Origin of the sequence: Ramlibacter sp. GCM10027632 (assembly GCF_042675325.1) — a bacterium.
Taxonomy (GTDB): domain Bacteria; phylum Pseudomonadota; class Gammaproteobacteria; order Burkholderiales; family Burkholderiaceae_C; genus Ramlibacter.
In genome coordinates, this window is sequence record NZ_JBHTGW010000016.1 from 1 (window position 1) to 21795 (window position 21795).

The 21795-nt window shown below is 68.1% G+C and carries 27 protein-coding genes, 3 tRNA genes and 1 riboswitch; of the genes, 3 read left to right on the forward strand and 27 right to left on the reverse strand.

The window, feature by feature from the left end:
- Together ACFQZY_RS18220 and ACFQZY_RS18225 are read right to left on the reverse strand one after the other, a co-directional pair.
- Positions 1-652, reverse strand: a 652-nt coding sequence (locus ACFQZY_RS18220; protein WP_377418639.1) for an acyl-CoA dehydrogenase family protein, incomplete at its 3' end; no start/stop codon positions are given.
- 46 nt (positions 653-698) lie between these two features.
- Positions 699-1901 carry a CaiB/BaiF CoA transferase family protein gene (locus tag ACFQZY_RS18225; protein ID WP_377418642.1) on the reverse strand — a complete coding sequence of 401 codons (1203 nt, stop codon included), beginning with the start codon at positions 1899-1901 and terminating at the stop codon, positions 699-701.
- 108 nt (positions 1902-2009) lie between these two features.
- Here ACFQZY_RS18225 and ACFQZY_RS18230 point away from each other — a divergent pair, with 108 nt between their 5' ends.
- The gene (locus ACFQZY_RS18230) at positions 2010-2915 is read left to right on the forward strand and encodes a LysR family transcriptional regulator (protein WP_377418645.1); all 906 of its coding nucleotides are present in this window, start codon (positions 2010-2012) and stop codon (positions 2913-2915) included.
- Between the two features lie 47 nt (positions 2916-2962).
- Here ACFQZY_RS18230 and ACFQZY_RS18235 read toward each other — a convergent pair.
- The 12 genes from ACFQZY_RS18235 to ACFQZY_RS18290 form a co-directional block, all read right to left on the reverse strand.
- Positions 2963-3038 (reverse strand) — tRNA-Asn (locus ACFQZY_RS18235).
- Between the two features lie 153 nt (positions 3039-3191).
- A tRNA-Asn gene (locus ACFQZY_RS18240) sits at positions 3192-3267 on the reverse strand.
- A gap of 36 nt (positions 3268-3303) precedes the next feature.
- Positions 3304-5463, reverse strand: coding sequence for a TonB-dependent siderophore receptor (locus tag ACFQZY_RS18245; protein ID WP_377418648.1), 2160 nt, complete (start codon positions 5461-5463; stop codon positions 3304-3306).
- A 72-nt stretch (positions 5464-5535) separates the two neighbouring features.
- A riboswitch (TPP riboswitch) is annotated at positions 5536-5636 on the reverse strand.
- A gap of 40 nt (positions 5637-5676) precedes the next feature.
- Positions 5677-6765, reverse strand: coding sequence for an NAD(P)/FAD-dependent oxidoreductase (locus ACFQZY_RS18250; protein WP_377418651.1), 1089 nt, complete (start codon positions 6763-6765; stop codon positions 5677-5679).
- A gap of 7 nt (positions 6766-6772) precedes the next feature.
- The gene (fdxA, locus tag ACFQZY_RS18255; protein ID WP_377418654.1) at positions 6773-7102 is read right to left on the reverse strand and encodes a ferredoxin FdxA; all 330 of its coding nucleotides are present in this window, start codon (positions 7100-7102) and stop codon (positions 6773-6775) included.
- A gap of 55 nt (positions 7103-7157) precedes the next feature.
- Positions 7158-8468 carry a sulfate adenylyltransferase subunit 1 gene (locus tag ACFQZY_RS18260; RefSeq protein ID WP_377418657.1) on the reverse strand — a complete coding sequence of 437 codons (1311 nt, stop codon included), beginning with the start codon at positions 8466-8468 and terminating at the stop codon, positions 7158-7160.
- Positions 8468-9409, reverse strand: coding sequence for a sulfate adenylyltransferase subunit CysD (gene cysD, locus ACFQZY_RS18265; protein WP_377418659.1), 942 nt, complete (start codon positions 9407-9409; stop codon positions 8468-8470). The genes ACFQZY_RS18260 and cysD overlap by 1 nt, the downstream gene beginning before the upstream one ends.
- Complete coding sequence (locus ACFQZY_RS18270) at positions 9406-10140, reverse strand: phosphoadenylyl-sulfate reductase (RefSeq protein ID WP_377418662.1); 735 nt, start codon at positions 10138-10140, stop codon at positions 9406-9408. The genes cysD and ACFQZY_RS18270 overlap by 4 nt, the downstream gene beginning before the upstream one ends.
- On the reverse strand, positions 10141-10533 hold the full coding sequence (locus tag ACFQZY_RS18275) for a DUF934 domain-containing protein (protein ID WP_377418665.1): 393 nt from the start codon (positions 10531-10533) through the stop codon (positions 10141-10143).
- Entirely contained in the window at positions 10533-12329 is a 1797-nt protein-coding gene (locus tag ACFQZY_RS18280; RefSeq protein WP_377418668.1) for a nitrite/sulfite reductase, read from the reverse strand. Before ACFQZY_RS18280 ends, ACFQZY_RS18275 begins: the two co-directional genes overlap by 1 nt.
- A 108-nt stretch (positions 12330-12437) precedes the next feature.
- Positions 12438-14159 carry an FAD-dependent 5-carboxymethylaminomethyl-2-thiouridine(34) oxidoreductase MnmC gene (mnmC, locus tag ACFQZY_RS18285; RefSeq protein WP_377418671.1) on the reverse strand — a complete coding sequence of 574 codons (1722 nt, stop codon included), beginning with the start codon at positions 14157-14159 and terminating at the stop codon, positions 12438-12440.
- Between the two features lie 31 nt (positions 14160-14190).
- The gene (locus tag ACFQZY_RS18290) at positions 14191-14463 is read right to left on the reverse strand and encodes an oxidative damage protection protein (protein WP_377418674.1); all 273 of its coding nucleotides are present in this window, start codon (positions 14461-14463) and stop codon (positions 14191-14193) included.
- Positions 14464-14548: 85 nt separating this feature from the next.
- On the opposite strand from ACFQZY_RS18290, the gene ACFQZY_RS18295 reads away from it, so the two are divergent.
- Positions 14549-15559 (forward strand): sulfate ABC transporter substrate-binding protein, encoded by a 1011-nt coding sequence (locus ACFQZY_RS18295; protein ID WP_377418678.1) that lies wholly within the window; start codon positions 14549-14551, stop codon positions 15557-15559.
- Here ACFQZY_RS18295 and ACFQZY_RS18300 read toward each other — a convergent pair.
- A complete protein-coding gene (locus ACFQZY_RS18300; protein WP_377418681.1) occupies positions 15544-15993 on the reverse strand; it encodes a flavodoxin domain-containing protein in 450 nt (149 codons plus the stop codon). The two genes, ACFQZY_RS18295 and ACFQZY_RS18300, sit on opposite strands and share 16 nt — an antisense overlap.
- A gap of 41 nt (positions 15994-16034) precedes the next feature.
- On the opposite strand from ACFQZY_RS18300, the gene ACFQZY_RS18305 reads away from it, so the two are divergent.
- Positions 16035-16111: transfer RNA gene (locus tag ACFQZY_RS18305), tRNA-Pro, on the forward strand.
- 95 nt (positions 16112-16206) lie between these two features.
- Here ACFQZY_RS18305 and ACFQZY_RS18310 read toward each other — a convergent pair.
- Genes ACFQZY_RS18310 through bet form a run of 12 tightly spaced genes read right to left on the reverse strand, consistent with a single transcriptional unit; the run spans position 16207 to position 21727 of the window.
- Positions 16207-17271, reverse strand: coding sequence for a tyrosine-type recombinase/integrase (locus tag ACFQZY_RS18310; RefSeq protein WP_377418684.1), 1065 nt, complete (start codon positions 17269-17271; stop codon positions 16207-16209).
- Complete coding sequence (locus ACFQZY_RS18315) at positions 17271-17489, reverse strand: DUF4224 domain-containing protein (RefSeq protein ID WP_377418687.1); 219 nt, start codon at positions 17487-17489, stop codon at positions 17271-17273. The genes ACFQZY_RS18310 and ACFQZY_RS18315 overlap by 1 nt, the downstream gene beginning before the upstream one ends.
- Positions 17486-17773, reverse strand: a complete 288-nt coding sequence (locus ACFQZY_RS18320) for a hypothetical protein (protein ID WP_377418690.1) — start codon at positions 17771-17773, stop codon at positions 17486-17488. The genes ACFQZY_RS18315 and ACFQZY_RS18320 overlap by 4 nt, the downstream gene beginning before the upstream one ends.
- Positions 17770-17925 carry a hypothetical protein gene (locus tag ACFQZY_RS18325; RefSeq protein WP_377418693.1) on the reverse strand — a complete coding sequence of 52 codons (156 nt, stop codon included), beginning with the start codon at positions 17923-17925 and terminating at the stop codon, positions 17770-17772. The genes ACFQZY_RS18320 and ACFQZY_RS18325 overlap by 4 nt, the downstream gene beginning before the upstream one ends.
- A complete protein-coding gene (locus tag ACFQZY_RS18330; protein ID WP_377418696.1) occupies positions 17922-18605 on the reverse strand; it encodes a hypothetical protein in 684 nt (227 codons plus the stop codon). Before ACFQZY_RS18330 ends, ACFQZY_RS18325 begins: the two co-directional genes overlap by 4 nt.
- Positions 18602-18832 (reverse strand): hypothetical protein, encoded by a 231-nt coding sequence (locus ACFQZY_RS18335; RefSeq protein WP_377418699.1) that lies wholly within the window; start codon positions 18830-18832, stop codon positions 18602-18604. The genes ACFQZY_RS18330 and ACFQZY_RS18335 overlap by 4 nt, the downstream gene beginning before the upstream one ends.
- Positions 18829-19020 (reverse strand): hypothetical protein, encoded by a 192-nt coding sequence (locus tag ACFQZY_RS18340; RefSeq protein ID WP_377418702.1) that lies wholly within the window; start codon positions 19018-19020, stop codon positions 18829-18831. The genes ACFQZY_RS18335 and ACFQZY_RS18340 overlap by 4 nt, the downstream gene beginning before the upstream one ends.
- 53 nt (positions 19021-19073) lie before the next feature.
- Positions 19074-19877 carry a DNA cytosine methyltransferase gene (locus tag ACFQZY_RS18345; RefSeq protein ID WP_377418705.1) on the reverse strand — a complete coding sequence of 268 codons (804 nt, stop codon included), beginning with the start codon at positions 19875-19877 and terminating at the stop codon, positions 19074-19076.
- A 47-nt stretch (positions 19878-19924) separates the two neighbouring features.
- Positions 19925-20050 (reverse strand): hypothetical protein, encoded by a 126-nt coding sequence (locus ACFQZY_RS18350; RefSeq protein WP_377418708.1) that lies wholly within the window; start codon positions 20048-20050, stop codon positions 19925-19927.
- Positions 20047-20409 (reverse strand): hypothetical protein, encoded by a 363-nt coding sequence (locus tag ACFQZY_RS18355; RefSeq protein ID WP_377418710.1) that lies wholly within the window; start codon positions 20407-20409, stop codon positions 20047-20049. The genes ACFQZY_RS18350 and ACFQZY_RS18355 overlap by 4 nt, the downstream gene beginning before the upstream one ends.
- Entirely contained in the window at positions 20406-21035 is a 630-nt protein-coding gene (locus ACFQZY_RS18360) for a lambda exonuclease family protein (RefSeq protein WP_377418713.1), read from the reverse strand. The genes ACFQZY_RS18355 and ACFQZY_RS18360 overlap by 4 nt, the downstream gene beginning before the upstream one ends.
- Positions 21032-21727 carry a phage recombination protein Bet gene (bet, locus tag ACFQZY_RS18365; protein WP_377418921.1) on the reverse strand — a complete coding sequence of 232 codons (696 nt, stop codon included), beginning with the start codon at positions 21725-21727 and terminating at the stop codon, positions 21032-21034. The genes ACFQZY_RS18360 and bet overlap by 4 nt, the downstream gene beginning before the upstream one ends.
- Positions 21728-21795 lie beyond the last annotated feature (68 nt).

A 21795-nucleotide genomic window follows, 5' to 3' on the forward strand; every position in this document is an offset into this window, starting at 1 on the left:
GCACGCGCACGTTCTCCAGGATCACGTCGCAGGTCTTGGTGCCGCGCTGGCCCATCTTCTTGTCCACCTTGCCCAGGCGCAGGCCCGGCGCGTCGGCCGGCACGATGAAGGCGCTGATGCCGCCCGCCCCCGGCCCGCCGGTGCGGGCCATCAGGGTGAAGGCGCCGGCGCGCGGCGCGTTGGTGATGTAGCGCTTCGTGCCCGTGAGCACGTAGTGGTCGCCGTCGAGCTCGGCGCGGGTCTTGAGCGAGGCGGCGTCGGAGCCGGCGTCGGGCTCGGTCAGCGCGAACGACATGATCAGCTCGCCGCTGGCCACGCGCGGCAGGTAGGCCTGCTTCTGCTCGGGCGTGCCGTCCATGAGGATGCCCTGCGAGCCGATGCCCACGTTGGTGCCGAAGACCGAGCGGAAGGCCAGCGCGGTGCGACCCAGCTCGTAGGCCACCTGGCACTCCTGCGCCATCGACAGGCCGATGCCGCCGTACTCCTCGGGGATCGACAGGCCGAACAGGCCCATCGCCTTCATGTCCTCGACGATGTCGGCGGGCACCTCGTCGTGCTCCTCGACGTGGTTCTCGGCAGGCACCAGGCGCTCACGGACGAAGCGCTCGACGGCGGACAACAGGAGGTCAAAGGACTCGGGATCGAGGGCCATGGTGTCGCAAGGGAGTAGGGAAGGATGGGAGGGGCGGCGGTGCGCTTCAGGTCACGCCCGCCGAATGCAGGTGCTGGAGCTCGGCGTCGTCGAGCCCCAGCAGGCCGGACAGTACCTCGCGGGTGCCTTCGCCCAGCGCCGGGGGCGGGCGGCGCACCGGCAGGCGCTGGCCGTCGAAGCGGTAGGGGGGCGCGAGCACGTCGACGCTGCCCGCCTCGGGATGCGGATGCCGCGTCACCAGGCCGCCGCGGGTGGCGCGCTCGCCGGTGAGGGCCTCGTGCACGCCGAGCACCTCGCCGCAGGGGATTCCCGCGGCCGCCAGGCGCTCCAGCAGCCAGGTCCTGGGTCGTTGCCGCAGGGCTTCGAGCACCTGCGGCATCAGGGCGTCGCGGTTCGCGGTGCGCAGCACGTTGGTCTTGAAGCGTTCGTCGTCAGCCAGGTCGGGGCGCTCGATCACGTCCCGGCAGAAGCGCTCGAACTGGGCGTTGTTGCCCACCGTGACGATGAGGGGGCCGTCCGCCGCGTCGAACACGCCATAGGGGACGATCGAGGGATGGGCGTTGCCGTAACGCGGCGGGTCCTTCTCCATCAGCAGCGCCTCGAGGCCGTAGTAGGCCGTGACCATCATCCCGCAGTCATACAGCGCCATCTCGATGTGGCGGCCCTGGCCGGTGCGCTGGCGCTCGAACAGCGCCGCCAGCACCGCCTGCGCGGCATACATGCCGGTGAACATGTCCACCACCGCCACGCCGAACTTGAGGGGGGGCTGCGCAGACTCGCCGTTGAGCGCCATCAAGCCCGCCTCACCCTGGACCAGCAGGTCGTAGCCGGGGCGGGACGCGTCGGGCCCCGTGCGGTCGTAGCCGGAGATGGAGCAGTAGACGATGTCGGGGCGCACGGCCTTCAGCTGCTCGAACCCCAGCCCCAGCTTCTCGGCGCCGCCGAACTTGAAGTTCTGGATCACGACATCGCACTCGCGCGCCAGGGCCCGTGCGAGCTGCTGGCCGTCGTCGGTCTGCAGGTCCAGCGTCACCGAGCGCTTGTTGCGGTTGACGCTGTTGAAGTAGGCCGTCTGCGTGCTGCCGACTCGCAGGCCCCAGTCGCGCGTGTCGTCGCCGCGGCCCGGCGCCTCGACCTTGATCACCTCGGCCCCCATGTCGCCCAGCACCATGCCGCACCAGGGCCCCGCCAGCACGCGGGAGAGGTCCAGCACGCGAATGCCGGCGAGGGGGAGTCGGGGTTCTGCCATGTCGGGAAGCGGGGCGTGTGTTCAGTGGGCGGGATTCTTGTTGAGGAAGGTTTGCTTGACAATACGGAAAATTATTGACGGAATGTCAAGCCATATTTGACGAATGAGATGGACGCCTCCTCCCTGACCCTCCTGGTGGAAATCCTCGACGCCGGCAACCTGAGCGAGGCCGCGCGCCGGCTGAAGATGACCCGTGCCAACGTGAGCTACCACCTGGCGCAGCTGGAGAAGCGGGTGGGGGCGCAGCTGCTGCGGCGGACCTCGCGGCAGGTGGAGCCGACCGAGCTGGGCCGGCGGCTCTACGAGCACGGCCGCGTGATGCGCGACGAGATCCGCGCCGCCCAGGAAACCATCAGCACGCTGGGCACCGGCCTGGGGGGGCGGGTGGGCCTGAGCATGCCCAGCGGCTATGGCCAGATGGTGATGTCCCCCTGGCTGATCGAGTTCAAGCGCGCGTACCCCCGCATCGTGCTGGAGGCCCGCTTCGAGAACCGGGTGGACGATCTGATCCGGGATGATGTCGACATCGCCATCCGCATCCTGCACGAGCCGCCGCAGAACCTGATCGCCCGGGAGCTGGGCCCGGTGCGTTACGTCCTGTGCGCGGCGCGGGCCTATGCGCAGGCGCATGGGCGCCCGCAGGCCCTGGGCGACCTGCGGCAGGTGCCGCTCATCACGTCGCCCGGGGGGCAGCGCGAGCTGCGCCTGCGGTCGACACGCGAGGCGGCTTCCGAGGAGGTGGTGCTGGAGCCGGCCCTGACCTCGGAGCACTACCCGTTCCTGGAGCAGGCGATCCGGGCGGGCCTGGGTTGGGGTCTGGTGCCCGATTACGTGGTGCGCGAGGGGCTGGCCAGCGGCGACATCGTGCGTGCGCTGGAGGACCATACGCTGCGCATGTTCGGGCCGCGGATGTACCTGATGTACCTGCCCAATCGCTACCAGACGCGCGCGGTGCGCACCTGCATCGACTTCCTGCTCGCGCGCCACGGCGTGGGCGGCGAGGCGCCGCGCTGAGGCAAGAAAAAAGCCCTGCACGCGAGTGCAGGGCTTTTCGAGTTTTTTGGCTCCCCGACCTGGGCTCGAACCAGGGACCTACGGATTAACAGTCCGGCGCTCTACCGACTGAGCTATCGGGGAACAAGCCTTAGATTATAGCTTGTTTCAAAAGCGCTCCTGCGCCGGGCGCGCGCTTCGACGAAATATTCCTGGCGAAGTACTCCCGCCGAAAGATCGATCGCGAGCGGCAATGAAAAAGGCCCTTGCATCGCTGCAAGGGCCTTTCGAGTTTTTTGGCTCCCCGACCTGGGCTCGAACCAGGGACCTACGGATTAACAGTCCGGCGCTCTACCGACTGAGCTATCGGGGAACAGAACCAAGATTATAGGCAGATTTTCGGCCGGTTTTAAAGGGCGGCCGCAAAAGTCAGGCGCGCCGTGCGTGCCGCGCCGGGGTACAGGTACACGTGGCCGAACTGGTAGGGCGATTCACGCCAGTAGCGGCGGTCGAACAGGTTGTCGATGCCCAGCGTCCAGGTGGTGTTCGCACCGGCGAGCTTCGTGTCGTAGCGCACCGCGGCGCCGACCGTGGTCCACGAGGGCAGGCGGATCGAGCCATCGGGCAGCACGTTGCGGTCGCCCTCGTGCGAGAGGCGGCCCTGCAGCTCCAGGCCCTGCACCGCGGCCGCGCGCCAGGCGGCCTGCAGGCGCGCGGTGACGGCGGGGACGTTGGTCGGGCGCTGGCCGTTCACGGCCGGTTCGGCGCTGCTGCCGCTGCGCTTGGCATCCAGCAGCGTCACGCCGCCGCCCACGCGCCACGGGCCCTTGGCCCACTGCGCCGAGGTCTCGAGGCCGCGGTGCACCGCCTCGCCGTCGTAGGCGCCGGTGCAGGGCGACAGGCCCAGCCGGCTGCAGGCGTCGAGGTTGCTCACCGGCCGATGGATCTGGAAGGCGGCGACCTGCCAGCCCAGGGCCTCGTCGCCGCCCTTGAGGCCGGCCTCCACCTGGCGCGACTTCAGCGCGGGCAGCGCCTGGCCGGCGTTGGTGTACTGCGAGCCGCGATTGGGCACGACCTGCGACTCGATGCCCTGGCCCCAGCTGGCATAGGCCATGAGCACCGGCGAGAGCTTGTAGCTCACCGCCGCCCAGGGCGTGTTGATCGACTGCTCGTACGCGGTGGGGCGCGTGCCGTTGGTGCGCACGCTGGAGCGATCGAGCTGCGTGTGGCGCAGGCCGGCCCACACGGTGAGGCGCTCGTTCAGGCGCATCGCGTCCTGCACCGAGAACTCCATCGAGCGCTCGCCGCGGTTCGTGTTCTGGTCGCCCAGCGTCGGGTCGGCGGGCACGACGGCCGTGCCCTGCACGTTGCCGGTGCCGACCCAGTTGTAGGCCTGCAGGTCGAAGCGCTGCTTCACGCGCGAATGCAGCGCGGCGAAGGTGAGGTCGTGGCGCACGCCGCCGGCGGACAGCTGGCCGCGCAGCTGCAGTTGCGCGGCATCCTGGGCGCGGCGCTCGTTCTCGCTGCGGAAGTCGTAGTAGTCGAAGCTGCCGTCGCTGCAGTAGCGGTCGTAGTTGCCCTCGGCGCTGCAGCCGAAGGGGAAGGCGGTGCGGTCGTCGGTGCGCAGGTACTGCCGGCCGGCCTGGGCCATCCAGCTCCATTGGGCGTTGATCGCCTGCGAGAAGCGCACCGTGCCGGTGGCGGCGTCGAACACCGAGGGCTGGGCCCAGGGCTGGTTGTTCAGGTTCAGGTTGGGGTTCACCGGCGCGGGCAGGCGCGGGCCCAGCAGGCTGAAGCCGACCTGGCTCGGCTGCGACTTGCGGCTGGTCTCGATCTCGGCCTCGAGCACCGAGTCGCGGCTGATGCGCCAGTCGGCCGCGGCGGCCAGCAGGCTGCGCTCGCCGTCGAGGTGGTTCACGCGCGGGCGCAGGCGCTCGTGCACCGCGTTCACGCGCAGACCGAAGGCCTGGCCCTCGCCGAAGCGCTGGCTGATGTCCGCGCCGGCGAGCACGCCGCCGCCGCTGCCGGTCTCCAGGCGCACCTGGCGCAGGGGCTGCTGGGTCGGGCGCTTGACGACGTAGTTCACCAGGCCGCCGGGTGCGCTGGTGCCGGCCTGGATGCCGCTGGTGCCGCGCAGGAACTCGATGCGCTCCTTGTTGTCCAGGGGGATCGAGGTCTCGGCCGAGATCGGCAGGCCCTCGCGGCGGTAGTTGAAGCGGTTGTCGAGCGTGAAGCCGCGGATGCTGAGGAAGTCCCAGTAGCCGGGCGCGTTGTAGGCGTCGGTCACCGAGGCGTCGAAGCCGGTGAGATCGGCCAGGCGGCGGGCGCCGCTGGCTTCGAGCGTGCGGCGGTCGATGACGGTGGCCGACAGCGGCAGCTCGCGCAGCGGCACGTCGCCGAAGCCGGTGACGTCGGCCTGCGCCGCGCCGTTGCGGCTGGTGGTGATGGTGACGGTCTTGAGCGTGGTGTCCTGCGCGTGCGCGGCGGCCGACAGGGCGAGCAGCAGGCAGGCGCGGGGCAGGGTGGCCAGGGGCCAGGAAGGACGTTGCTTGGGCGAATGGGATGCCACGACGTTTTTCTCCAACGTTGGTGGCAGGTCGGCATGCTGGTGGGCACGGTGGCCCCGCGAGAAGACGGGACGCCCACAGGAAGCTTGCTTCCCTGCGCGAGGATTACCTCAATCAGGTTCAAAGGGACTCTCTCAGTCGCCACGGCATCGCGGCAACACCCCTAGCGGTGTGCGGCTCCCCGGAAGGAGCGCGCGGCGGATTCTAACCGGGGATCAGGCAGGGCCCGCGCCGCCTGGCGCGTCCTGTCCGTCCACGCCGAGCAGGCGGTGCAGCCGGCTGGAGCTGGTGGTGTATTCGAGCGGGCGCTGCTCGTGACCGGGCGTGAGGTAGGCGGCCGCGCCGAAGGCGGCCATCACGCACTCGTGGAAGCCCGAGGCGATCAGCTTCTTCTTGCCAGGGTAGGTGACGACGTCGCCCACCGCGAAGATGCCGGGCGCGCTGGTTGCGAAGGTGGCGGTGTCCACCTTGACCAGCTTGCGCTCCAGGTCCAGGCCCCACTCGGTGACGGGGCCCAGGCGCGGCGACACGCCCTGGCACACGAGCAGGCGGTCGAGCGGCAGGGACTGCACCACGGCGTCGGGGCCGGTGACCTGCAGCGCCTGCAGGCGCCCGCCGTCGGCCTCGAGGCCGGTGGCCTGGGCGACGACGAAGCGCATCGCGCCCGCGGCGCACAGGGCGCGCATGCGCTCGACCCGGGCGGGATCGGCCTGGAAGGCGTCGCGCCGGTGCATGAGGGTGACGCTGGCGGCCCGCTGCGGGCCTTCGGCCAGGGCCAGGGCGGCGTCGAGCGCGGCGTCGCCGTCGCCGACGATGACCACGCGCTCGCCGGAGAAGGCCGCCGGGTCCGGCAGGCGGAAGAACAGCTGCGAGCCCTCGAAGGCGTCGAGGCCCTCGAGCTTGAGGCGGCGCGGCTCGAAGGCGCCCACGCCGGCGGCGATGAAGACGGTCCTCGTGAGGAAGCGGGTGCCGGTGCGGGTGGCGAGCAGCCAGCGGCCGTCGTCCTGGCGCTGCAGGGACGTGACGGTCTGGTCGAGGTGGAAGGTGGGTGCGAAGGGCCGTACCTGCGTGAGCAGGGCATCGGCGAGTTCGCGGCCGGTGCACACGGGCACGGCGGGGATGTCGTAGATCGGCTTGTCGGCGTAGAGCTCGACGGGCTGGCCGCCCGCGAAGGGCAGCGCATCGACCACGTGGGCCTGGATGTCGAGCAGGCCCAGCTCGAACACCTGGAACAGGCCGACCGGCCCGGCGCCGATGACGACGGCGCCGGTCTCGATCAGGGCCTGGCCCGGTGCGGCATGCATCAGGCGGTCAGCGGATCAACTCGGACAGCTTGCCCGTCTTGTCCTTCCACTCCTCGGCGTCGGGGAGGGCGGCCTTGCGCTTGGTGATGCTCTTCCAGTTGGCGTCCTGCGACAGGTCGGCGTTGATCTTGATGAAGGCCTGCTGGTTGGCGGGCACGTCTTCCTCGGCGTAGATCGCGTTGACCGGGCACTCGGGGATGCACACGGCGCAGTCGATGCACTCGTCGGGGTCGATCACCAGGAAGTTGGGGCCCTCGCGGAAGCAGTCCACGGGGCAGACGTCCACACAGTCGGTGTACTTGCAGCGGATACAGGATTCGGTGACGACGTGGGTCATTTTCTTTTCAGGACCGGGGGAAACCCGGAATTCTAAGACGGCTCGTAGGGGCCGATCAGCGCACCAGCACGGCGCCCGAGGTCTTGTGGCTGGCGGTGTCCACCAGGACCAGCGAACCGAGGATGCGCGAGCGGGCGTAGGGCAGGGTGGCCAGGGGCTCCTGCAGGGCCAGTTCGACGTGGCCGATGGCGTTGGGCTCGAGCTGCGTGGCGTCGGCCTCCTCGAGCGTGTTCACGTCGAGGCGGTGCACCACGCGCTTGACCTTGGCCTTCACCCAGCGGTGGCCATGCAGCGCCCAGTAGACGCGGCCGGCGACCAGGGGCTCGTCGTCGAGCCACGCGATGGTGGCCGAGACCTCGCGCGAGGGCTCCGGCGACTCGGGCGCCAGCAGCCAGTCGCCGCGGGAGACGTCGACCTCGCGGTCCAGGACGATGCCGGCGCTGTGGCCGGCGGGCACGTCCTTCTCCTCGCGCACGTGGTTCAGGACCTGGGCGACGGTGGCGGTCTGGCCGCTGGGAAGGATCTTGATCGCCTGGCCGGGCTTGACGCGGCCGGCGGCCACGCGGCCCCAGAAGACGCGACGGCCCTTGGAGGTGTCGGCGCTGTCGTGGAACTTCTCGACCCACTGCACCGGGAAGGCGAAGGCCTCGTCGCTCTCGGCGGCGGTGACGTCCAGGGTCTCCAGCAGCTGCAGCAGCGAGGGACCCTCGTAGCCGCACCAGCCGGGTTGCGCGGAGGCCACGTTGTGGCCCTTGAGCGCGGAGATCGGGATGATGGCGGCGACGGCCACGCCGGCGTCCTGCGCGAAGCGCTCGAGCGCGCCGCGGATGTGGGTGAAGGCCAGGGCCGGGTCTTCCACCGCGTCGAGCTTGTTGATCGCGAAGACGATGGAGGGCACGCGCAGCAGGTTGGCCAGCAGGGTGTGGCGGCGGGTCTGCGGCAGCAGGGCCAGGCCGGCGTCCTGCCACTTGAGCTTGGTGGCGTCGACCAGCACCACGGCGGCATCGGCGCTGGAGGCGGCGGTGACCATGTTGCGGGTGTACTGCTCGTGGCCGGGCGCGTCGCCGATGATGAACTTGCGCGCGGGCGTGGCGAAGTAGCGGTAGGCCACGTCGATGGTGATGCCCTGCTCGCGCTCGGCGGACAGGCCGTCGGTGAGCAGCGCCAGGTCGGTCTCGCCGGAGCGCGAGACGGAGGCGAGCTGGTCCTGCAGCACCGCGCGGGAGTCCACCAGCAGGCGGCCGATCAGGGTGCTCTTGCCGTCGTCGACGCTGCCGCAGGTGATGAAGCGCAGGGCGGTGGCGTGGTCGCCGGCAGGAGCCGGTGCGGCGGTTCGGGTCACGGGGTCCAGGGTCGGGGTCGTCATCAGAAGTAGCCGTCCTTCTTGCGTTTTTCCATCGAGGCTTCGGACGTCTTGTCGTCCATGCGGGTGGCGCCGCGCTCGGAGACCTCGGCGGAGATCGTCTCGAGCACCACGTCGGCGGCATTGGCCGCCGGGCTTTCCACCGGGCAGGTGCAGGTGATGTCACCCACGGTGCGGAAACGCACCGTGCGCGTCTCCACCGTCTCGCCCTCGCGGGCCGGGGTCAGCTCGGTCACGGGGACCAGCAGGCCCTTGCGCTCGACCACCTGGCGCTGGTGGGCGTAGTACAGCGAGGGCAGGGCGATGTTCTCGCGCTCGATGTACTGCCACACGTCCAGCTCGGTCCAGTTGGAGATGGGGAACACGCGGAAATGCTCGCCCGGGTGCAGGCGGGTGTTGAACAGGGTCCACAGCTCGGGGCGCTGGGCCTTGGGCTGCCATTGGCCGAAGCTGTCGCGGTGGGAGAAGATGCGCTCCTTGGCGCGCGCCTTCTCCTCGTCGCGGCGGGCGCCGCCGATGAGGGCGTCGAAGCGGAATTCCTCGATCGCCTCCAGCAGCGTGACCGACTGGTGCACGTTGCGCGACTCGCCCGGGTGGGCCAGGCGCACGGTGCCGCGCTTCATCGAGTCCTCGACGCTGCGCACGATCAGCTCGGCGCCCAGTTCCTTGGCGCGGAAGTCGCGGAAGTCGGTGACCTCGTGGAAGTTGTGGCCCGTGTCGATCATCAGCAGCGGGTAGGGGATTCGGCCGCGGCCGAAGGCCTTCTCGGCGCATCGCAGCAGGACCAGCGAGTCCTTGCCGCCGGAGAACAGCAGGGTCGGGCGCTCGAAGGCGGCGGCGACTTCGCGCAGGACGAAGATGGCCTCTTCCTCGAGGGAGTTCAGGTGCTGGTTGCTCAGGGGGGTGCCGTGGGCCAGCACCTGGGATTCGACGCGGGCGTTCATGCGGCGCTTTCCTCGGAGTTCTCTTGTTGCTTCACATGCAGGCCGCATTCCTTGGCGGCCTCGTCCTCCCACCACCAGCGGCCGGCGCGGAAGTCCTCGCCGAGGCTGATGGCGCGCGTGCAGGGCGCGCAGCCGATGCTGGGATAGAACTGGTCGTGCAGGGCGTTGTAGTCCACGCCCTGCGTGGCGATGTAGTGCCACACGTCGCCCCAGGTCCAGTTGGCCAGGGGGTTGAGCTTGGCGCGCGTCTCGGAGGTGTCGACCAGGGGCACCTCGGCGCGGGCGGCGGACTGCTCGCGGCGCAGGCCGGTGATCCAGGCCTTCTTGCCCTCGAGGGCGCGGGCCAGCGGCTCCATCTTGCGGATGCCGCAGCAGGCCTTGCGCAGCTCGATGCTGCGGTACATGGCGTCCTTGCCTTCGCGATCGACGAACTGGACCACCGCCTCCTGCACCGGGCGGTACACCTTGACAGGAGCCCTGGAGGTGGCCTGCGTGCGCTCCAGCAGGGCCAGCGTCTCGGCATGCAGGGCGCCGGTGTCGAGCACGAAGACCTCGATGTCCAGGCCCAGCGCGTTGATCAGGTGCGTGACCACCACGTCCTCGGCGCCGAGGCTGGAGGCCTGGGTGATCGGGGCGTACTCGGTGGCGGCGCGCTGCAGCAGGGCCTTCGTCTCGGCCAGCTTGGCCTCGAAGTCGGCGCTGGGGCGCGCGTTCAGGTCGATGGCGCCCATTCAGGCCGCTTCCTTGAACAGCGGCTGCACGGCCACCGCGTCGCCCTGGTAGTAGCGGGGGTAGCGGTCGAACTGGCGCTGGGCGAAGCCGGCGTCCTGGTCGGCGCGCAGGACGGCGCTGGAGAAGCCGGTGCGCTGCATCTGCACGAGCTGGTCGACCAGCACGTCGCCGGTGGCGCGGATCTCGCCGGTGAAGCCGCGGCGGCGGCGCAGCAGGAAGGCCTGGCTGTAGGCGCGACCGTCGGTGAACTTGGGGAAGTTCAGGTCGATGCGGGTGATGCCTTCGAGCGAGGGCTCGAGCGGGTCGGCATCATTGGCCAGGACCAGGACGTTGGCGGCGGCGGCCTCGGCGGCATGGGCCTCGGCGGACAGGAGCTGGAGCGTGAATTGCATTACGCCACTTCCTTGACGGTGGTGCGGGCGGCGTTGGCGGCGGCCTTGAACGGCTCGAGGCCCACGCGGCGCAGGGTCTGGATGAAGGTTTCGTACTGGTCGCCGGCGTGCTGGCGCTCGCGGCGGTAGGTGTCGAGGACGGCCTCGATCACGTCCGGCACTTCCGAGGCGGAGAAGGACGGACCCACGACCTTGCCGGCCTGGGCGTCGCCCGAGGCGAGGGAGCCGTCGGAGCCGCCCAGGGTGACCTGGTACCACTCCTTGCCGTCCTTGTCGACGCCCAGGATCCCGATGTGGCCGCTGTGGTGGTGGCCGCAGCTGTTGATGCAGCCGGAGATGTGCAGGTCGATCTCGCCGATGTCGTGCAGTTCGTCCAGGTCCTGGTAGCGCTCGGTGATGGCCTCGGCGATGGGCAGCGAGCGGGCGTTGGCCAGCGCGCAGAAGTCGCCGCCGGGGCAGGCGATCATGTCGGTCAGCAGGCCGATGTTGGCGGTGGCCAGGCCGGCCTTGCGCGCGGCCTCCCACAGCGCGGGCAGGTCTTCGACGCGCACCCAGGGCAGCAGCAGGTTCTGCTCGTGGGTCACGCGGGCCTCGCCGGCGGAGAAGCGGTCCACCAGGTCGGCGGCGAGCGCCAGCTGGTCGCCGGTGGCATCGCCGGGGGCCTGGCCCACGCGCTTGAAGGACAGCGTGACGGCGCGCAGCGCGGGGTTCTTGTGCGCGACGACGTTCTGCTGCAGCCAGCGCTGGTAGGCCGGGGCGGTGTCGGTGACGGGCAGTTCGGTGGCCGTGGCGGGGGGCAGCTGCGGCGCGACGAAGCAGGCGGCCACGCGATCGAGTTCGGCCTGGGGAATGGTGTGCGGCGCGCCGTCGACCTCGACGATGGCCTTGTACTCGGCCTCGACCTCGTCGATGTAGCGCTGGCCCTCGGCCTTCACCAGGATCTTGATGCGGGCCTTGTACAGGTTGTCGCGGCGGCCCCAGCGGTTGTAGACGCGGACCACGGCCTCCAGGTAGTTCACGACCTGGTTCCAGGGCAGGTACTCGCGGATCACGGTGGCGGTGATGGGGGTGCGGCCCATGCCGCCACCCACCAGCACGCGGAAGCCGATCTCGCCGGCCTCGTTCTTCACCAGGTGCAGGCCGACGTCATGCCAGTAGGTGGCGGCGCGGTCTTCGCTGGCGCCGGAGACGGCGATCTTGAACTTGCGGGGCAGGAAGGCGAACTCGGGGTGCAGCGTGCTCCACTGGCGCAGGACTTCGCAGTAGGGGCGCGGGTCGACGATCTCGTCGGGCGCGATGCCGGCGAGTTCGTCGGTGGTGATGTTGCGGATGCAGTTGCCGCTGGTCTGGATGCCGTGCATGTCGACGCTGGCGAGCAGGTCCATCACGTCGGCGCTCTTGTCCAGGGGGATCCAGTTGAACTGGACGTTCTGGCGGGTGGTGAAGTGGCCGCAGCCGGTGACCATGCGCGAGTGCACCGAGCTGCCATTGCGCAGGGCCACCGGGCCCAGGGCGTCCTGGCGGGCGCGGGCCTCGGCGAGGAGCTCGGCGCTGGGCTGGTCGTAGTCGCGGGCGATCTTGGCGAGCGCGCGCAGCTGGGGGCTGGAGATTTCGCCATAGGGCACGGCGATGCGCAGCATGGGCGCGAAGCGCTGGATGTACCAGCCGTTTTGCAGGCGCAGCGGACGGAACTCGTCGTCGCTCAGTTGGCCTTGGAGGTTGCGTTCCAGCTGGTCGCGGTACTGGGCGGCACGCGCGTGGACGAACTGGCGGTCGAACTCGGTGTACTTGTACATAGGGGCGGGACTGTAGCGGTGCCCCTTATGGATCCAAACTAATTTTTTTTGCTCGCCTTATGCGGATAAGCATATTCGCGAGGATCGGCGCGGGTTTCCGGCGGTTTTTCAGGCAGGTCCGGATAAGGGCGTCCGGCGCATCTGGCGGCCTGCGTCGAGGGCGCCGGCCAGCGAGGCGGCCAGGGGCAGCGGCTCGCCATGCAGGCGGGCGGCGAGCAGTTCGCCGCACAGGGCGGCGAAGGTCAGGCCGCGCGAGCCCATGGCGGTGGAGACCCACAGGCCGTCCTCCAGCGGGCCGACCAGGGGGCGCCGGTCGGTGCTGGCGCAGCGTACGCCGCACCAGCCGCTGACCTCGCCGCGGGCGAAGGCGGGCGCCAGGGCCGCTGCGGTGCCAGGCACCAGGGTCTCCAGCCGCGCCAGGTTCGCGGCGTGGTCGGCGGGGCGCTCGCGGGTGTCGGTCTCGCCGCGGCCGTAGGTGGCGCCGGACATCCAGGCGCGCCCGCCGGGCACGGTTTCCAGCGGCACGTCGGGCAGGAGGTGGCCGTTGCCGTTGAGGGGGAAGGCGGGCAGGGCGTCCAGGCCTTCGCGCGGGCCGAGCGAGACCTGCCCGCGCACCGGGTGCAGCCACAGCCGGTCGCCGGCCAGGGCCGCGGAGCCCAGGGCGGCCGCGACCACGGCCAGCGGCGCGGCGTGGAGCGTGCGGCCGGCGGCGTCGAGGGCGTGCCACAGGCCGTCGCGGCGCTCCAGGCGCTCCACGCGGGCCCCGCCCCGCCAAGTGATGGCGGGGTCGTCCAGCCAGGCGCGCACCAGGGCGGCGGGCTTGATCCAGCCGCCCGGCGGGTGCCACACGGCCGGCGCGTCCGGGGGCAGTCCGGCGGCCGCGCGCTGGTCCGGGCTGGCCGGGCGGCTCCAGTCGGCGGCGAAGCCCTCGGCCGCGAGGCCGTGGCGCTCAGCGGCCTTGGCCTTGAGCCGGTGCTCCAGGGTGCCGCCGCCCTGCCAGTCCGTGCCTTCGCGCAGCCGGGCGCGGGCCTGGGCCTGGGTGAGGCGGATGCCGCTGCGGGCGAGGCGCGAGAGCAGGTTGTCGTCGGGCGTGAGGTGCGGGGCCATCAGGCCTGCTGGCAGGCCGGAGGCGCCACTGGCCGGCGCGGGCGCGGCGTCGAGGACGGTGACGCGCCAGCCGCGCCGGGCCAGCGAGGCGGCCGCGGCGGCGCCCGCGAGGCCGGCGCCGACCACCAGCGCCTCGGACGGCGCGGGCGGGCTGGCGTGGCGGGTCTTGGGCGTCCAGCCGGGGGCGTAGGTGGCGCGCAGGGCGCCGGGCGCGTCGGTGTCGATGCGGAAGCCGCAGGTGCGCAGGTCGGCGCGCAGGGTGTCGTCGGCGCGGGCGGCGGCGAGCGTGGTGCCGGGGCGGCTCAGGCGCGCGAGGGCCTTGAGCAGCGCGCGGTCGTGGCCGACGGCCTCGTCCAGGGCGATGGCGTCGGCGGCGAAGGCCAGCTCGCGCAACGCATCGCCGGCAGGCCCGACATGCAGGGTGAGCAGGACCCGCCCGCCCTCGAGGGAGAGGCGGTGCAGGCCCGGCAGCAGGCCCCACCAGTGGGCCGCGAGTTCGGCTGCGAGCGCCCGCAGCGGCCCGGGCGCCTGGGCCACCATCGCCTCGGCCCGTGGCGGGCAGGGCAGGGCGCAGGCGACATGCAGCAGCCCGGGCCGCTGCGGGTCATCGCGCCAGGCCTGCCAGGCCGCGAGGAAGCCCTGCCCGTGGCGCCAGCCGGTTTCGAGCAGGCGCCACTGGGCCCGCCCGGTCCAGGCGTGCTCGAGGGGGGCGGCGGATGCCATCGGGGGATGAGGCGGGCGTGGCCCGCGGGCCTCAGGCCGTGGGAGGCACGTAGCCGGCGGCCTGGTCGGCGCCGGAACCGAAGAAGTGGTTCTCCATCTGGCGCTTGAGGTACTCGCGGGCGCGCTGGTCGGCGAGGTTCAGGCGGTTCTCGTTCACCAGCATGGTCTGGTGCTTCAGCCAGCCGGCCCAGGCTTCCTTGCTCACGCTCTCAAAGATGCGCTTGCCGAGTTCACCAGGGTAGGGGGGGAAGTCGAGGCCCTCGGCTTCGTGGCCGAGCTTGATGCAATTGACGGTACGGGGCATGGCGCCTCCTGATTTGCTTATTCGGATATGCAACTGAAATCTTATTGGTTCCAGTTGCGGCGGCGTCTCCCGAGAATTCGCCGCCATGCACAAACGCCGCGACTTTATCAAGATTCCCCTGGCCGCCGCCCTCGCGTCGGCCTTGTCCCTGCCGGCGCACGCGCAGGCCGTGACCCTGCTCAATGTCTCGTACGACCCGACGCGCGAGTTCTATGTCGAGTACAACGCCGCGTTCGCGAAGTACTGGAAGGCCAAGTCTGGCCAGGACGTGAGCGTGCGCCAGTCGCACGGCGGCTCGGGCAAGCAGGCCCGCTCCATCATCGACGGGCTCGAGGCCGACGTCGCCACGCTGGCCTTGGGCTGGGACACCGACGCCCTGCACACCCAGGGCCACCTGGTGCCGAAGGACTGGCAGAAGCGCCTGCCGCACAACGCCGCGCCCTACCAGTCGACCATCGTGCTGGTGGTGCGCCAGGGCAACCCCAAGGGCATCAGGGACTGGGACGACCTGGTCAAGCCCGGGATCAAGGTGGTCACGCCCAACCCCAAGACCTCGGGCGGCGCGCGCTGGAACTACCTGGCCGCGTGGGAGTTCGCCCGGCGCAAGTACGGCTCGCCGGCCAAGGCCCGGGAGTTCGTCACGAAGCTGTACGAGAACGTGCCGGTGCTCGATACCGGCGCGCGCGGCTCGTCGATCAGCTTCGCGCAGCGCAACATCGGCGATGTCTTCATCTCGTGGGAGAACGAGGCCTACCTGCTGGAAAAGGAGTTCGGCAGCAAGGTCGACGTGGTCTACCCCTCGGCCAGCATCCTGGCCGAGCCGGCCGTGACGCTGGTGGACAAGAACGTCGACAAGAAGGGCACGCGCTCCGTGGCCCAGGCTTACCTGGAGTACCTGTACTCGGAGGAAGGCCAGGACATCATCGGCAAGCACTTCTACCGGCCGGTCTCGGCCAAGGCGCAGGCCAAGTACGCCAAGCAGTTTCCCAAGCTGAACCTGTTCACCATCGACCAGGCCTTCGGCGGCTGGGCGCAGGCGGCGAAGGAGCACTTCGCCGACGGCGCCACCTTCGACCAGATCTACACCAGGCGCTGAAGCCAGTCGCGCGCCCAGGCCACGGCCTCGGCCTCGGGCAGGGTGTCGGCGCAGGCATCGAGGCGCAGCACCTCGCCCACGCGCCGGGCGCCCAGCCCCTGCAGGCGCTCGTCGAAGCGTTCGCCGCCCTGGCAGAAGGTGTCGTAGCTGCTGTCGCCGAGGGCGACGATGCCGTAACGGACATGGCCCAGGAACTTCGGCTGGCTGTCCAGCGCGTCATACAGGCCCCAGGCGTTGTCCGGCACGTCGCCCGAGCCGTGGGTGGCGGTGCACACGAGGTACAGGGCCTCGGTGTCGTCGAAGGTGGCGGTGTCCAGGCCGTCCATGCGCTGGACTTCGATGGCGGGCAGGAGGTCGGCGCAGTCCAGGGCGATGGCCTGGGCGACGCCCTCGGCGGTACCGCCGGTCGTGCCGACGAGGATCTTGAGTTTCATGTTGCGGGTGTGCAGGGGGCGCCCGGTAGAATCGGCCGCTTCGGAGCGTAGCGCAGTCTGGTAGCGCATCTGGTTTGGGACCAGAGGGTCGGGGGTTCGAATCCCTCCGCTCCGACCAGAAAACACAATGGAATCAGCAACTTACGGAGGCTTGCCGGTTCCGATTGATTCCTCGCCCTTGTAAACAAACGGCATTCTTGTAAACACGCCGGGTCATTTCGTGGCCTTCGCGCTCTGCGCTTTGCGGTGCCGAATGTAGCTGGCGGTCTGCGTCTGGGTCGAGTGAGCGCCCATCGTCTGAGCCGCTTTGATGCCCCCCTCCGCGTCCGTGTCGGTCAGGGCTTTTGCGCGTAGGTCGTGGAAATGCAAGTCCTTCACCCCCGACCGCTCCAGCGCCCGCGCCCATGCGGACTTGAACGCTTCGTAGTCGTACCGCTGGGCCTCCTGATTGGTCACAACGAAGGTTAGATTCCGCCTCCCGATGCTGCGGAATCGCTCAATCGTTGCCTGTAGGCGCGGCGTCCATTCAATGCGGACCTTCGCGCCCGTGCTGCCGGAGGTCTTCGACGGCTTGAAGTAAAGCCCATCCTCTGCGACGAAAGGGGCGATGACCTGGCCGTCCTCGGTCGCGGCCTTTTTCGACCAGCGCAATTCCAGCAAGTCCCCGATGCGCTGGCCGGTCAGGTAGGCCAGGTCGATCAACCCGGCAAGCGTGGTCCCCATGCGGGTTCTCTTGCCATCCGCGCCCCGGCAGGCTGCGGCCTTGATACGGCGAATCTCGCTATCCGTGGGGTAGCGGTCCCGCTTCTGGACTTTGGCGGTCTTCACGCTGTCAACCGGATTCGTCCCTGCATCACGATAGCCCTCGGCTTCTGCGAATCGCATTAGCTCTCGCATCCCCGCCCGCATTTCGTTATGGGTGCGCGGCTTCTCGCGGTATCGCTTTAGCCAGGTCACAACGTCAGGCGGCGTGACCTGGCAGGCTCGAAATTCCGCGAACGCTTCGCTAATCGCTGCCATGACCCATTTGTCATTCGCCTGGGTCTTCGGCTTGTGGGTCGTGCTGATTTCGCGCAGCCAGTGAGCCGCAAGCGCCGGGATTCGGTCGTTACCGGCTCCGTCCTTGTGTAGCTCGGCCATCTTCGCGTAAAGCACCGCCAGCCCGTCGCGGGCCTGCGTTAGCTTGATCCACACGATTTTTTTACCTTCCCTCTTGGCGCGGCAGTACCAGCGCCCTCGCAGGAAGACGCCAGGGGGAAGCTCCCGGTCCTTTTTCATTAGCCCCTCACTCGCGGCCTGTATGCCGCAGAATTCGCCGCCGCAGGTTGATAGCCAGCCGCGACCGCCTGGTAATGCTCTCGCTCTAGGACGACATTGCCAATAGGCGAAACGCGGGCGCGGTAGAAGCCCATCTTTTGAAGCGCCTGCAATTGCTTCGACGCAACTTTGTAGCCGGTAAGGGCGTGGATTTCGTCGCTCGAAAGAATAATGCTCATGCCATCCCTTCCAAGATGTTGCTTACGTCGAATAAATCCATGTGGTCGGGGTCGATCTGTTCGTCCGTGAATTCGCTAGGCCGCTTCGGCTTTGCTTGCTCGGCTTTCTCGACGGTCGCGTAATGCGCCTGAATCCAAAGCCTCGGCTCTAGCGTGGCGATGTGCTGCCAGCCGTCGCGCCCATCGACGCAATAGAACGCTTCGGCGTAGGTGCAGCGGATTTCCCCGGCCTGGTTGCGGAATACGAATACCGTCGCGGCCAGGTTGTTCGGCTCCTGGGTCATAGGTCATCCCAAATGACCAGGGACAGAATCAGGCTCCAGGCCAGCGCGAAGACAAACGAAGTCCCTCGCTGTTCCTGGGGCAAATCGGTCGCAAGGAATGTCAGCGAGAAGACCGCGACGAAGACCAGAAGCACAACCAGGGCGCGGCTCATTCGTTGCGCTCCCGAAGCGCGGCCTCGATGGCGCGGGCGAATTTGATGTCGTCCCAGTGCGAACTTCCGTAAATGTCTTTGGCTTCATTGCCAATTTCTTCCGCAGTCAGCCCCTGCCACTCCCGGCGCTGCGGGTAGGTGTAGAGGGTCCGGACTTCGTAAGGCCCTCTGCCGTCTTCGTGGTCTGGGTGGCCGTCGTACCAATCAGCGCAATGCTGTTTGCGGAACTGATGGACAGCCACCGGCTGCGGCTCGGCTGGCTTGCACACATCGCAAAACTCAGACTCAGGGTGAATGCGAAGAAATCCGTCCTCGCCTTCGCACCCGACCTGTATCTGCGCCTGCTCGGGCAGCGCCTCCCGAACGCACTTACGCGCATCGGGCTTGCTGGCAAGCCACTTCGATAGCTTGCGGTCGTCGTCTTGCAACAGGCCAGGAGGCCATCCGGTCTTGCCGCCGTTGTCCGATTGCTGCACCGCCTCGCATCGCTGGCACTTGTTGCCGACACACTGCGCCCCGGTCTTGCAGGGCGGCTGCTCCAGCGCCTCGCGCAGGGCGGTGATGGCCTTGTTGTGCAAATCCCATGCGCCTTCGCAGTAGTCGTCATCCGCTTCAAGACGGCACACTGCCGTAACACGCTCCAGCGCCTCCAGCGCCATCTGCATCGCTTCTCGGCTCATTGCTTCTCTCCTCGTGCGCGGATGGCTTGATTGACACGATTAGCAAGACCTCGATCAGCGCCAAGCAGCGCAATGCCTGCTCTGTACGCACACTGCTTGTTCTCGTCCTGGCGAACAGCCTGCTCGATGAGGGCGGCGAATGCTTCAAGGCGAGGCTCTGCGCGATCTTTGAAATCAAAACCCGCCTCCCTCGCCCACGCGACGATTTGCTCTCGGGTGATGGTCATTGCTTGGCCTCCCGAAGTTGAACCCGTCCAACGCTGTAGAAATATTTCGGCTTGCACTGCATCTTGCGATGCGCCTCGACTTGCGCGGCGGCGCGGGTCGGGTGGGTGCTGTGAATGGTGAATGCCTCGGTTGCGTATCTGGCGTCGAACGGATACGGCGGGTGCTTGCGGACAATCCAAATCGTCATTGCTTTTCCTTTAGTTGTTCGCGCAGGGCGTTGATGGCGTCAATGCGGCCTCCTCAAGCGGCAAGCAGTTCGAATGCTGTGGCAGCACACAAGGGAACCTGGCCGTTTCCAAGGGCTTTAAGTCGGTCCAGCCGAGCGGGAATCCCATCAGCCATTCGACCCACATCGGGTTCAGCGGACCAGTAGCCATCTCCGGCAATTCCTTGCGAACCCAATTCTTTGAGCCGCCCCATTCCTGCATACTCCCGCCCCACCTGGACGATCCCGCGTTGGGAGTCGGCCACATGCGTTTCATCACAGCAGTCGCCAGACCGTCCCCGCTGGTCTTGCTGGCTCCCTTGCGGTTGTAGTTGCCGCACACTGTGGGCGTGGGCCACAACCCAGAGCCTGTCGCGCTGGTGCGGCGCTCCAACGTCGGCAGCTCCCATAACAGTCCATTTCGCGTCATACCCGAGCGCGGCCAGGTCTCCAAGGACTCGGTCGAGTCCTCGATGAATGAGCATTGGGCTGTTTTCCACGAAGACGTATCGGGGTCGTACTTCGCCAACCACCCGCGCCATGTGCTTCCACATGCCGCTTCGCTCTCCATCGAGTCCTGCGCCTTTTCCTGCGATGGAAATGTCCTGGCAGGGAAAGCCGCCCGATACGACGTCAACAATTCCTCGCCACGGTTTTCCGTCAAAGGTTTGCACGTCATCCCAAATCGGGAAAGGCGGGAGAAGGCCGTCGTTTTGCCGTGCGACAAGAACGCTAGCTGCGTAGGGTTCCCACTCGACGGCGCAGACGGTTCGCCATCCAAGGAGGTGACCCCCAAGAATTCCACCGCCAGCGCCCGCGAAAAGAGCCAACTCATTCATATCTCGCTTTGCTTGTTGTCCTGTTTTTTTGGTCGGTCATGGCGGCGTCACTTCCACAAGACACAGGCCAGGGTGTCGGCCTGGGGGAACAGTTCGCCGCACTGCCACACCTTGACGCACACGCCGAGGAAGAAGAAGACGACGAAGACGGCGGCATAGAAGAGGGCCTTCATGCGTGGGCCTCCGACGCGGCCAGGGCGGTTCGGGCGAATTCGAAGCCGTTGTATTGCTCCGGCGTCTCGCTGCCAGGCTCAAGCCACACGCGAAGGACTCCGTTTGCGTCTTCTGTCCAACTGTTCGCGTCTGCGTACAGGCGCAGCACCGCCGAGAGGTCGGCCACCAGGGAATCGAGCGCCTGCACATCGCGGGCCTGTGCAACAAGCGCCGTCATGAGAATCCCACGCGCCATTTCCGTGACGGACAGTTCGAATTCCAGGCGGCGAAGTTCGGCGGCGGCTTGCCTGGTGTCGTCGTAGTCCATCGCGTCCATGAGCGCCGCCAGGCGCTGCGCTTCGGTGTGCTGTTCGGTCATGCTGCCTCTTTGATGGTCATGAGTTGCAGGACGGTCGCCGCAACTTCTTCAAGGAAGGAAATCACTTCGCCCTCTAGCTGGGCGATGGTCTTCGGGTCGCGCTCGATGCGCGTCACGAAAAGCTGTAAGCCCGCAGGCATACGCGGATCGAAGGAAACGAAGTCGCACCAGGCGCGGCCCGTGCAAGCTAGCTGCCACTGCATTTGAGTGACGTACTTCGAATCCGGAGACTTGCTGCGAAGGGTCTTAAGGTGGGTCGCGCTGTTCGGGCACTTGATTTCGATTTGCCCGTCGCGCCCGACCAGGCCATCCGGGGACGCGCCAGCCATTTCGATAGTGGGGTGGGGGATCAGCCCCACCTCTTCGACAATCGCGCCCGTATGGGCCTCGTATGCGGCCCTGGCGAGGGGTTCGGTGTCGGTGCCCCAGCGCATCGCGTCATTCGTATAGAACTCCTGGCGCTGGCCGGTCAGGCGCTCTAGCGCCAGTTCGACCATGTAGTTTTCGCGGCTGGTGCTGTAGCCGGTCTTCGTCTTGGCGATCACATCGGCCACACGCGAAGCCGTGACTCGGCCTAGACGCGCTTCGAACCACTCCGGGGAGCCTTGAACTACCGTAGTGGTCATCCCACCACCTCGGCATCCGTGACAGCGGCCTTTTCGAGGGCGGTCTTGCGGGCCAGGACTGCGGCCTTCAGTGCTGCGTGGCCTGATGTGTCTTTCGCGGTCACGGCGTCCGCGCCTCGCGCCTTCCACACGCGCTGCAAGTCGTCTAGCGTCTGCGCCTCTTCGACTTCGCGCAGGGCTGCGCCAGTGTCGAAGGTGATGATTTCGCCGGTCTGCGCGTCGATGGTCTTACCCGCGTCCGCGATGCGCTCGGCTTCGTCCTGATCGAAGATGCCTGCATAGCCGAATGCGAGGCGGGCGCATTGAATCATTGCCTTGTGGCGAAGCATCCGGCGCGGGTGAGACTGCCAGGGCTGCGTCCCGCGCTTGCATTCGTCTAGCCATTCGGTGACCTTGATCGGGTGCGATCGGTCCTTGCGGTAGATGATGCAAGTACAGCTTTCGGCGTCTTGCTCGAAATCCATCCCGTCGAATGCCGGGTGCTCATTGATGATTCGCGCCCATCCATCGACGCCGACAACGGGCACGATGCCGCCGTTCTTATCGGGGAATGCGTAGATTTCCTTCGTCCACGGATTCAGTTTGTATTGGGTGGCGACGACAAGCAGGGACGCCATTTGCGCGTCCGTGACCTGGCCCTTAAACGCGGTGGCCTTGAGAACGGAGACAAGCTCCTGCCCCTCCGAATCCATTCCGAACAGAGCGCCGAGCTTCGCGGCCTGGCTAACGATTAGGTTGCTCATTGAGTCTCTCTAGCGAG

What these genes read in the sequence shown, in the direction of transcription:
- ACFQZY_RS18225 (WP_377418642.1), bottom strand. Translation starts at nt 1,901, where the DNA reads ATGGCAGAACCCCGACTCCCCCTCGCCGGCATTCGCGTGCTGGACCTC.
- ACFQZY_RS18230 (WP_377418645.1), top strand. Translation starts at nt 2,010, where the DNA reads ATGGACGCCTCCTCCCTGACCCTCCTGGTGGAAATCCTCGACGCCGGC.
- ACFQZY_RS18250 (WP_377418651.1), bottom strand. Translation starts at nt 6,765, where the DNA reads ATGCATGCCGCACCGGGCCAGGCCCTGATCGAGACCGGCGCCGTCGTC.
- fdxA (WP_377418654.1), bottom strand. Translation starts at nt 7,102, where the DNA reads ATGACCCACGTCGTCACCGAATCCTGTATCCGCTGCAAGTACACCGAC.
- ACFQZY_RS18260 (WP_377418657.1), bottom strand. Translation starts at nt 8,468, where the DNA reads ATGACGACCCCGACCCTGGACCCCGTGACCCGAACCGCCGCACCGGCT.
- cysD (WP_377418659.1), bottom strand. Translation starts at nt 9,409, where the DNA reads ATGAACGCCCGCGTCGAATCCCAGGTGCTGGCCCACGGCACCCCCCTG.
- ACFQZY_RS18270 (WP_377418662.1), bottom strand. Translation starts at nt 10,140, where the DNA reads ATGGGCGCCATCGACCTGAACGCGCGCCCCAGCGCCGACTTCGAGGCC.
- ACFQZY_RS18275 (WP_377418665.1), bottom strand. Translation starts at nt 10,533, where the DNA reads ATGCAATTCACGCTCCAGCTCCTGTCCGCCGAGGCCCATGCCGCCGAG.
- ACFQZY_RS18280 (WP_377418668.1), bottom strand. Translation starts at nt 12,329, where the DNA reads ATGTACAAGTACACCGAGTTCGACCGCCAGTTCGTCCACGCGCGTGCC.
- mnmC (WP_377418671.1), bottom strand. Translation starts at nt 14,159, where the DNA reads ATGGCATCCGCCGCCCCCCTCGAGCACGCCTGGACCGGGCGGGCCCAG.
- ACFQZY_RS18290 (WP_377418674.1), bottom strand. Translation starts at nt 14,463, where the DNA reads ATGCCCCGTACCGTCAATTGCATCAAGCTCGGCCACGAAGCCGAGGGC.
- ACFQZY_RS18295 (WP_377418678.1), top strand. Translation starts at nt 14,549, where the DNA reads ATGCACAAACGCCGCGACTTTATCAAGATTCCCCTGGCCGCCGCCCTC.
- ACFQZY_RS18300 (WP_377418681.1), bottom strand. Translation starts at nt 15,993, where the DNA reads ATGAAACTCAAGATCCTCGTCGGCACGACCGGCGGTACCGCCGAGGGC.
- ACFQZY_RS18310 (WP_377418684.1), bottom strand. Translation starts at nt 17,271, where the DNA reads ATGAAAAAGGACCGGGAGCTTCCCCCTGGCGTCTTCCTGCGAGGGCGC.
- ACFQZY_RS18315 (WP_377418687.1), bottom strand. Translation starts at nt 17,489, where the DNA reads ATGAGCATTATTCTTTCGAGCGACGAAATCCACGCCCTTACCGGCTAC.
- ACFQZY_RS18320 (WP_377418690.1), bottom strand. Translation starts at nt 17,773, where the DNA reads ATGACCCAGGAGCCGAACAACCTGGCCGCGACGGTATTCGTATTCCGC.
- ACFQZY_RS18325 (WP_377418693.1), bottom strand. Translation starts at nt 17,925, where the DNA reads ATGAGCCGCGCCCTGGTTGTGCTTCTGGTCTTCGTCGCGGTCTTCTCG.
- ACFQZY_RS18330 (WP_377418696.1), bottom strand. Translation starts at nt 18,605, where the DNA reads ATGAGCCGAGAAGCGATGCAGATGGCGCTGGAGGCGCTGGAGCGTGTT.
- ACFQZY_RS18335 (WP_377418699.1), bottom strand. Translation starts at nt 18,832, where the DNA reads ATGACCATCACCCGAGAGCAAATCGTCGCGTGGGCGAGGGAGGCGGGT.
- ACFQZY_RS18340 (WP_377418702.1), bottom strand. Translation starts at nt 19,020, where the DNA reads ATGACGATTTGGATTGTCCGCAAGCACCCGCCGTATCCGTTCGACGCC.
- ACFQZY_RS18345 (WP_377418705.1), bottom strand. Translation starts at nt 19,877, where the DNA reads ATGAATGAGTTGGCTCTTTTCGCGGGCGCTGGCGGTGGAATTCTTGGG.
- ACFQZY_RS18350 (WP_377418708.1), bottom strand. Translation starts at nt 20,050, where the DNA reads ATGAAGGCCCTCTTCTATGCCGCCGTCTTCGTCGTCTTCTTCTTCCTC.
- ACFQZY_RS18355 (WP_377418710.1), bottom strand. Translation starts at nt 20,409, where the DNA reads ATGACCGAACAGCACACCGAAGCGCAGCGCCTGGCGGCGCTCATGGAC.
- ACFQZY_RS18360 (WP_377418713.1), bottom strand. Translation starts at nt 21,035, where the DNA reads ATGACCACTACGGTAGTTCAAGGCTCCCCGGAGTGGTTCGAAGCGCGT.
- bet (WP_377418921.1), bottom strand. Translation starts at nt 21,727, where the DNA reads ATGGATTCGGAGGGGCAGGAGCTTGTCTCCGTTCTCAAGGCCACCGCG.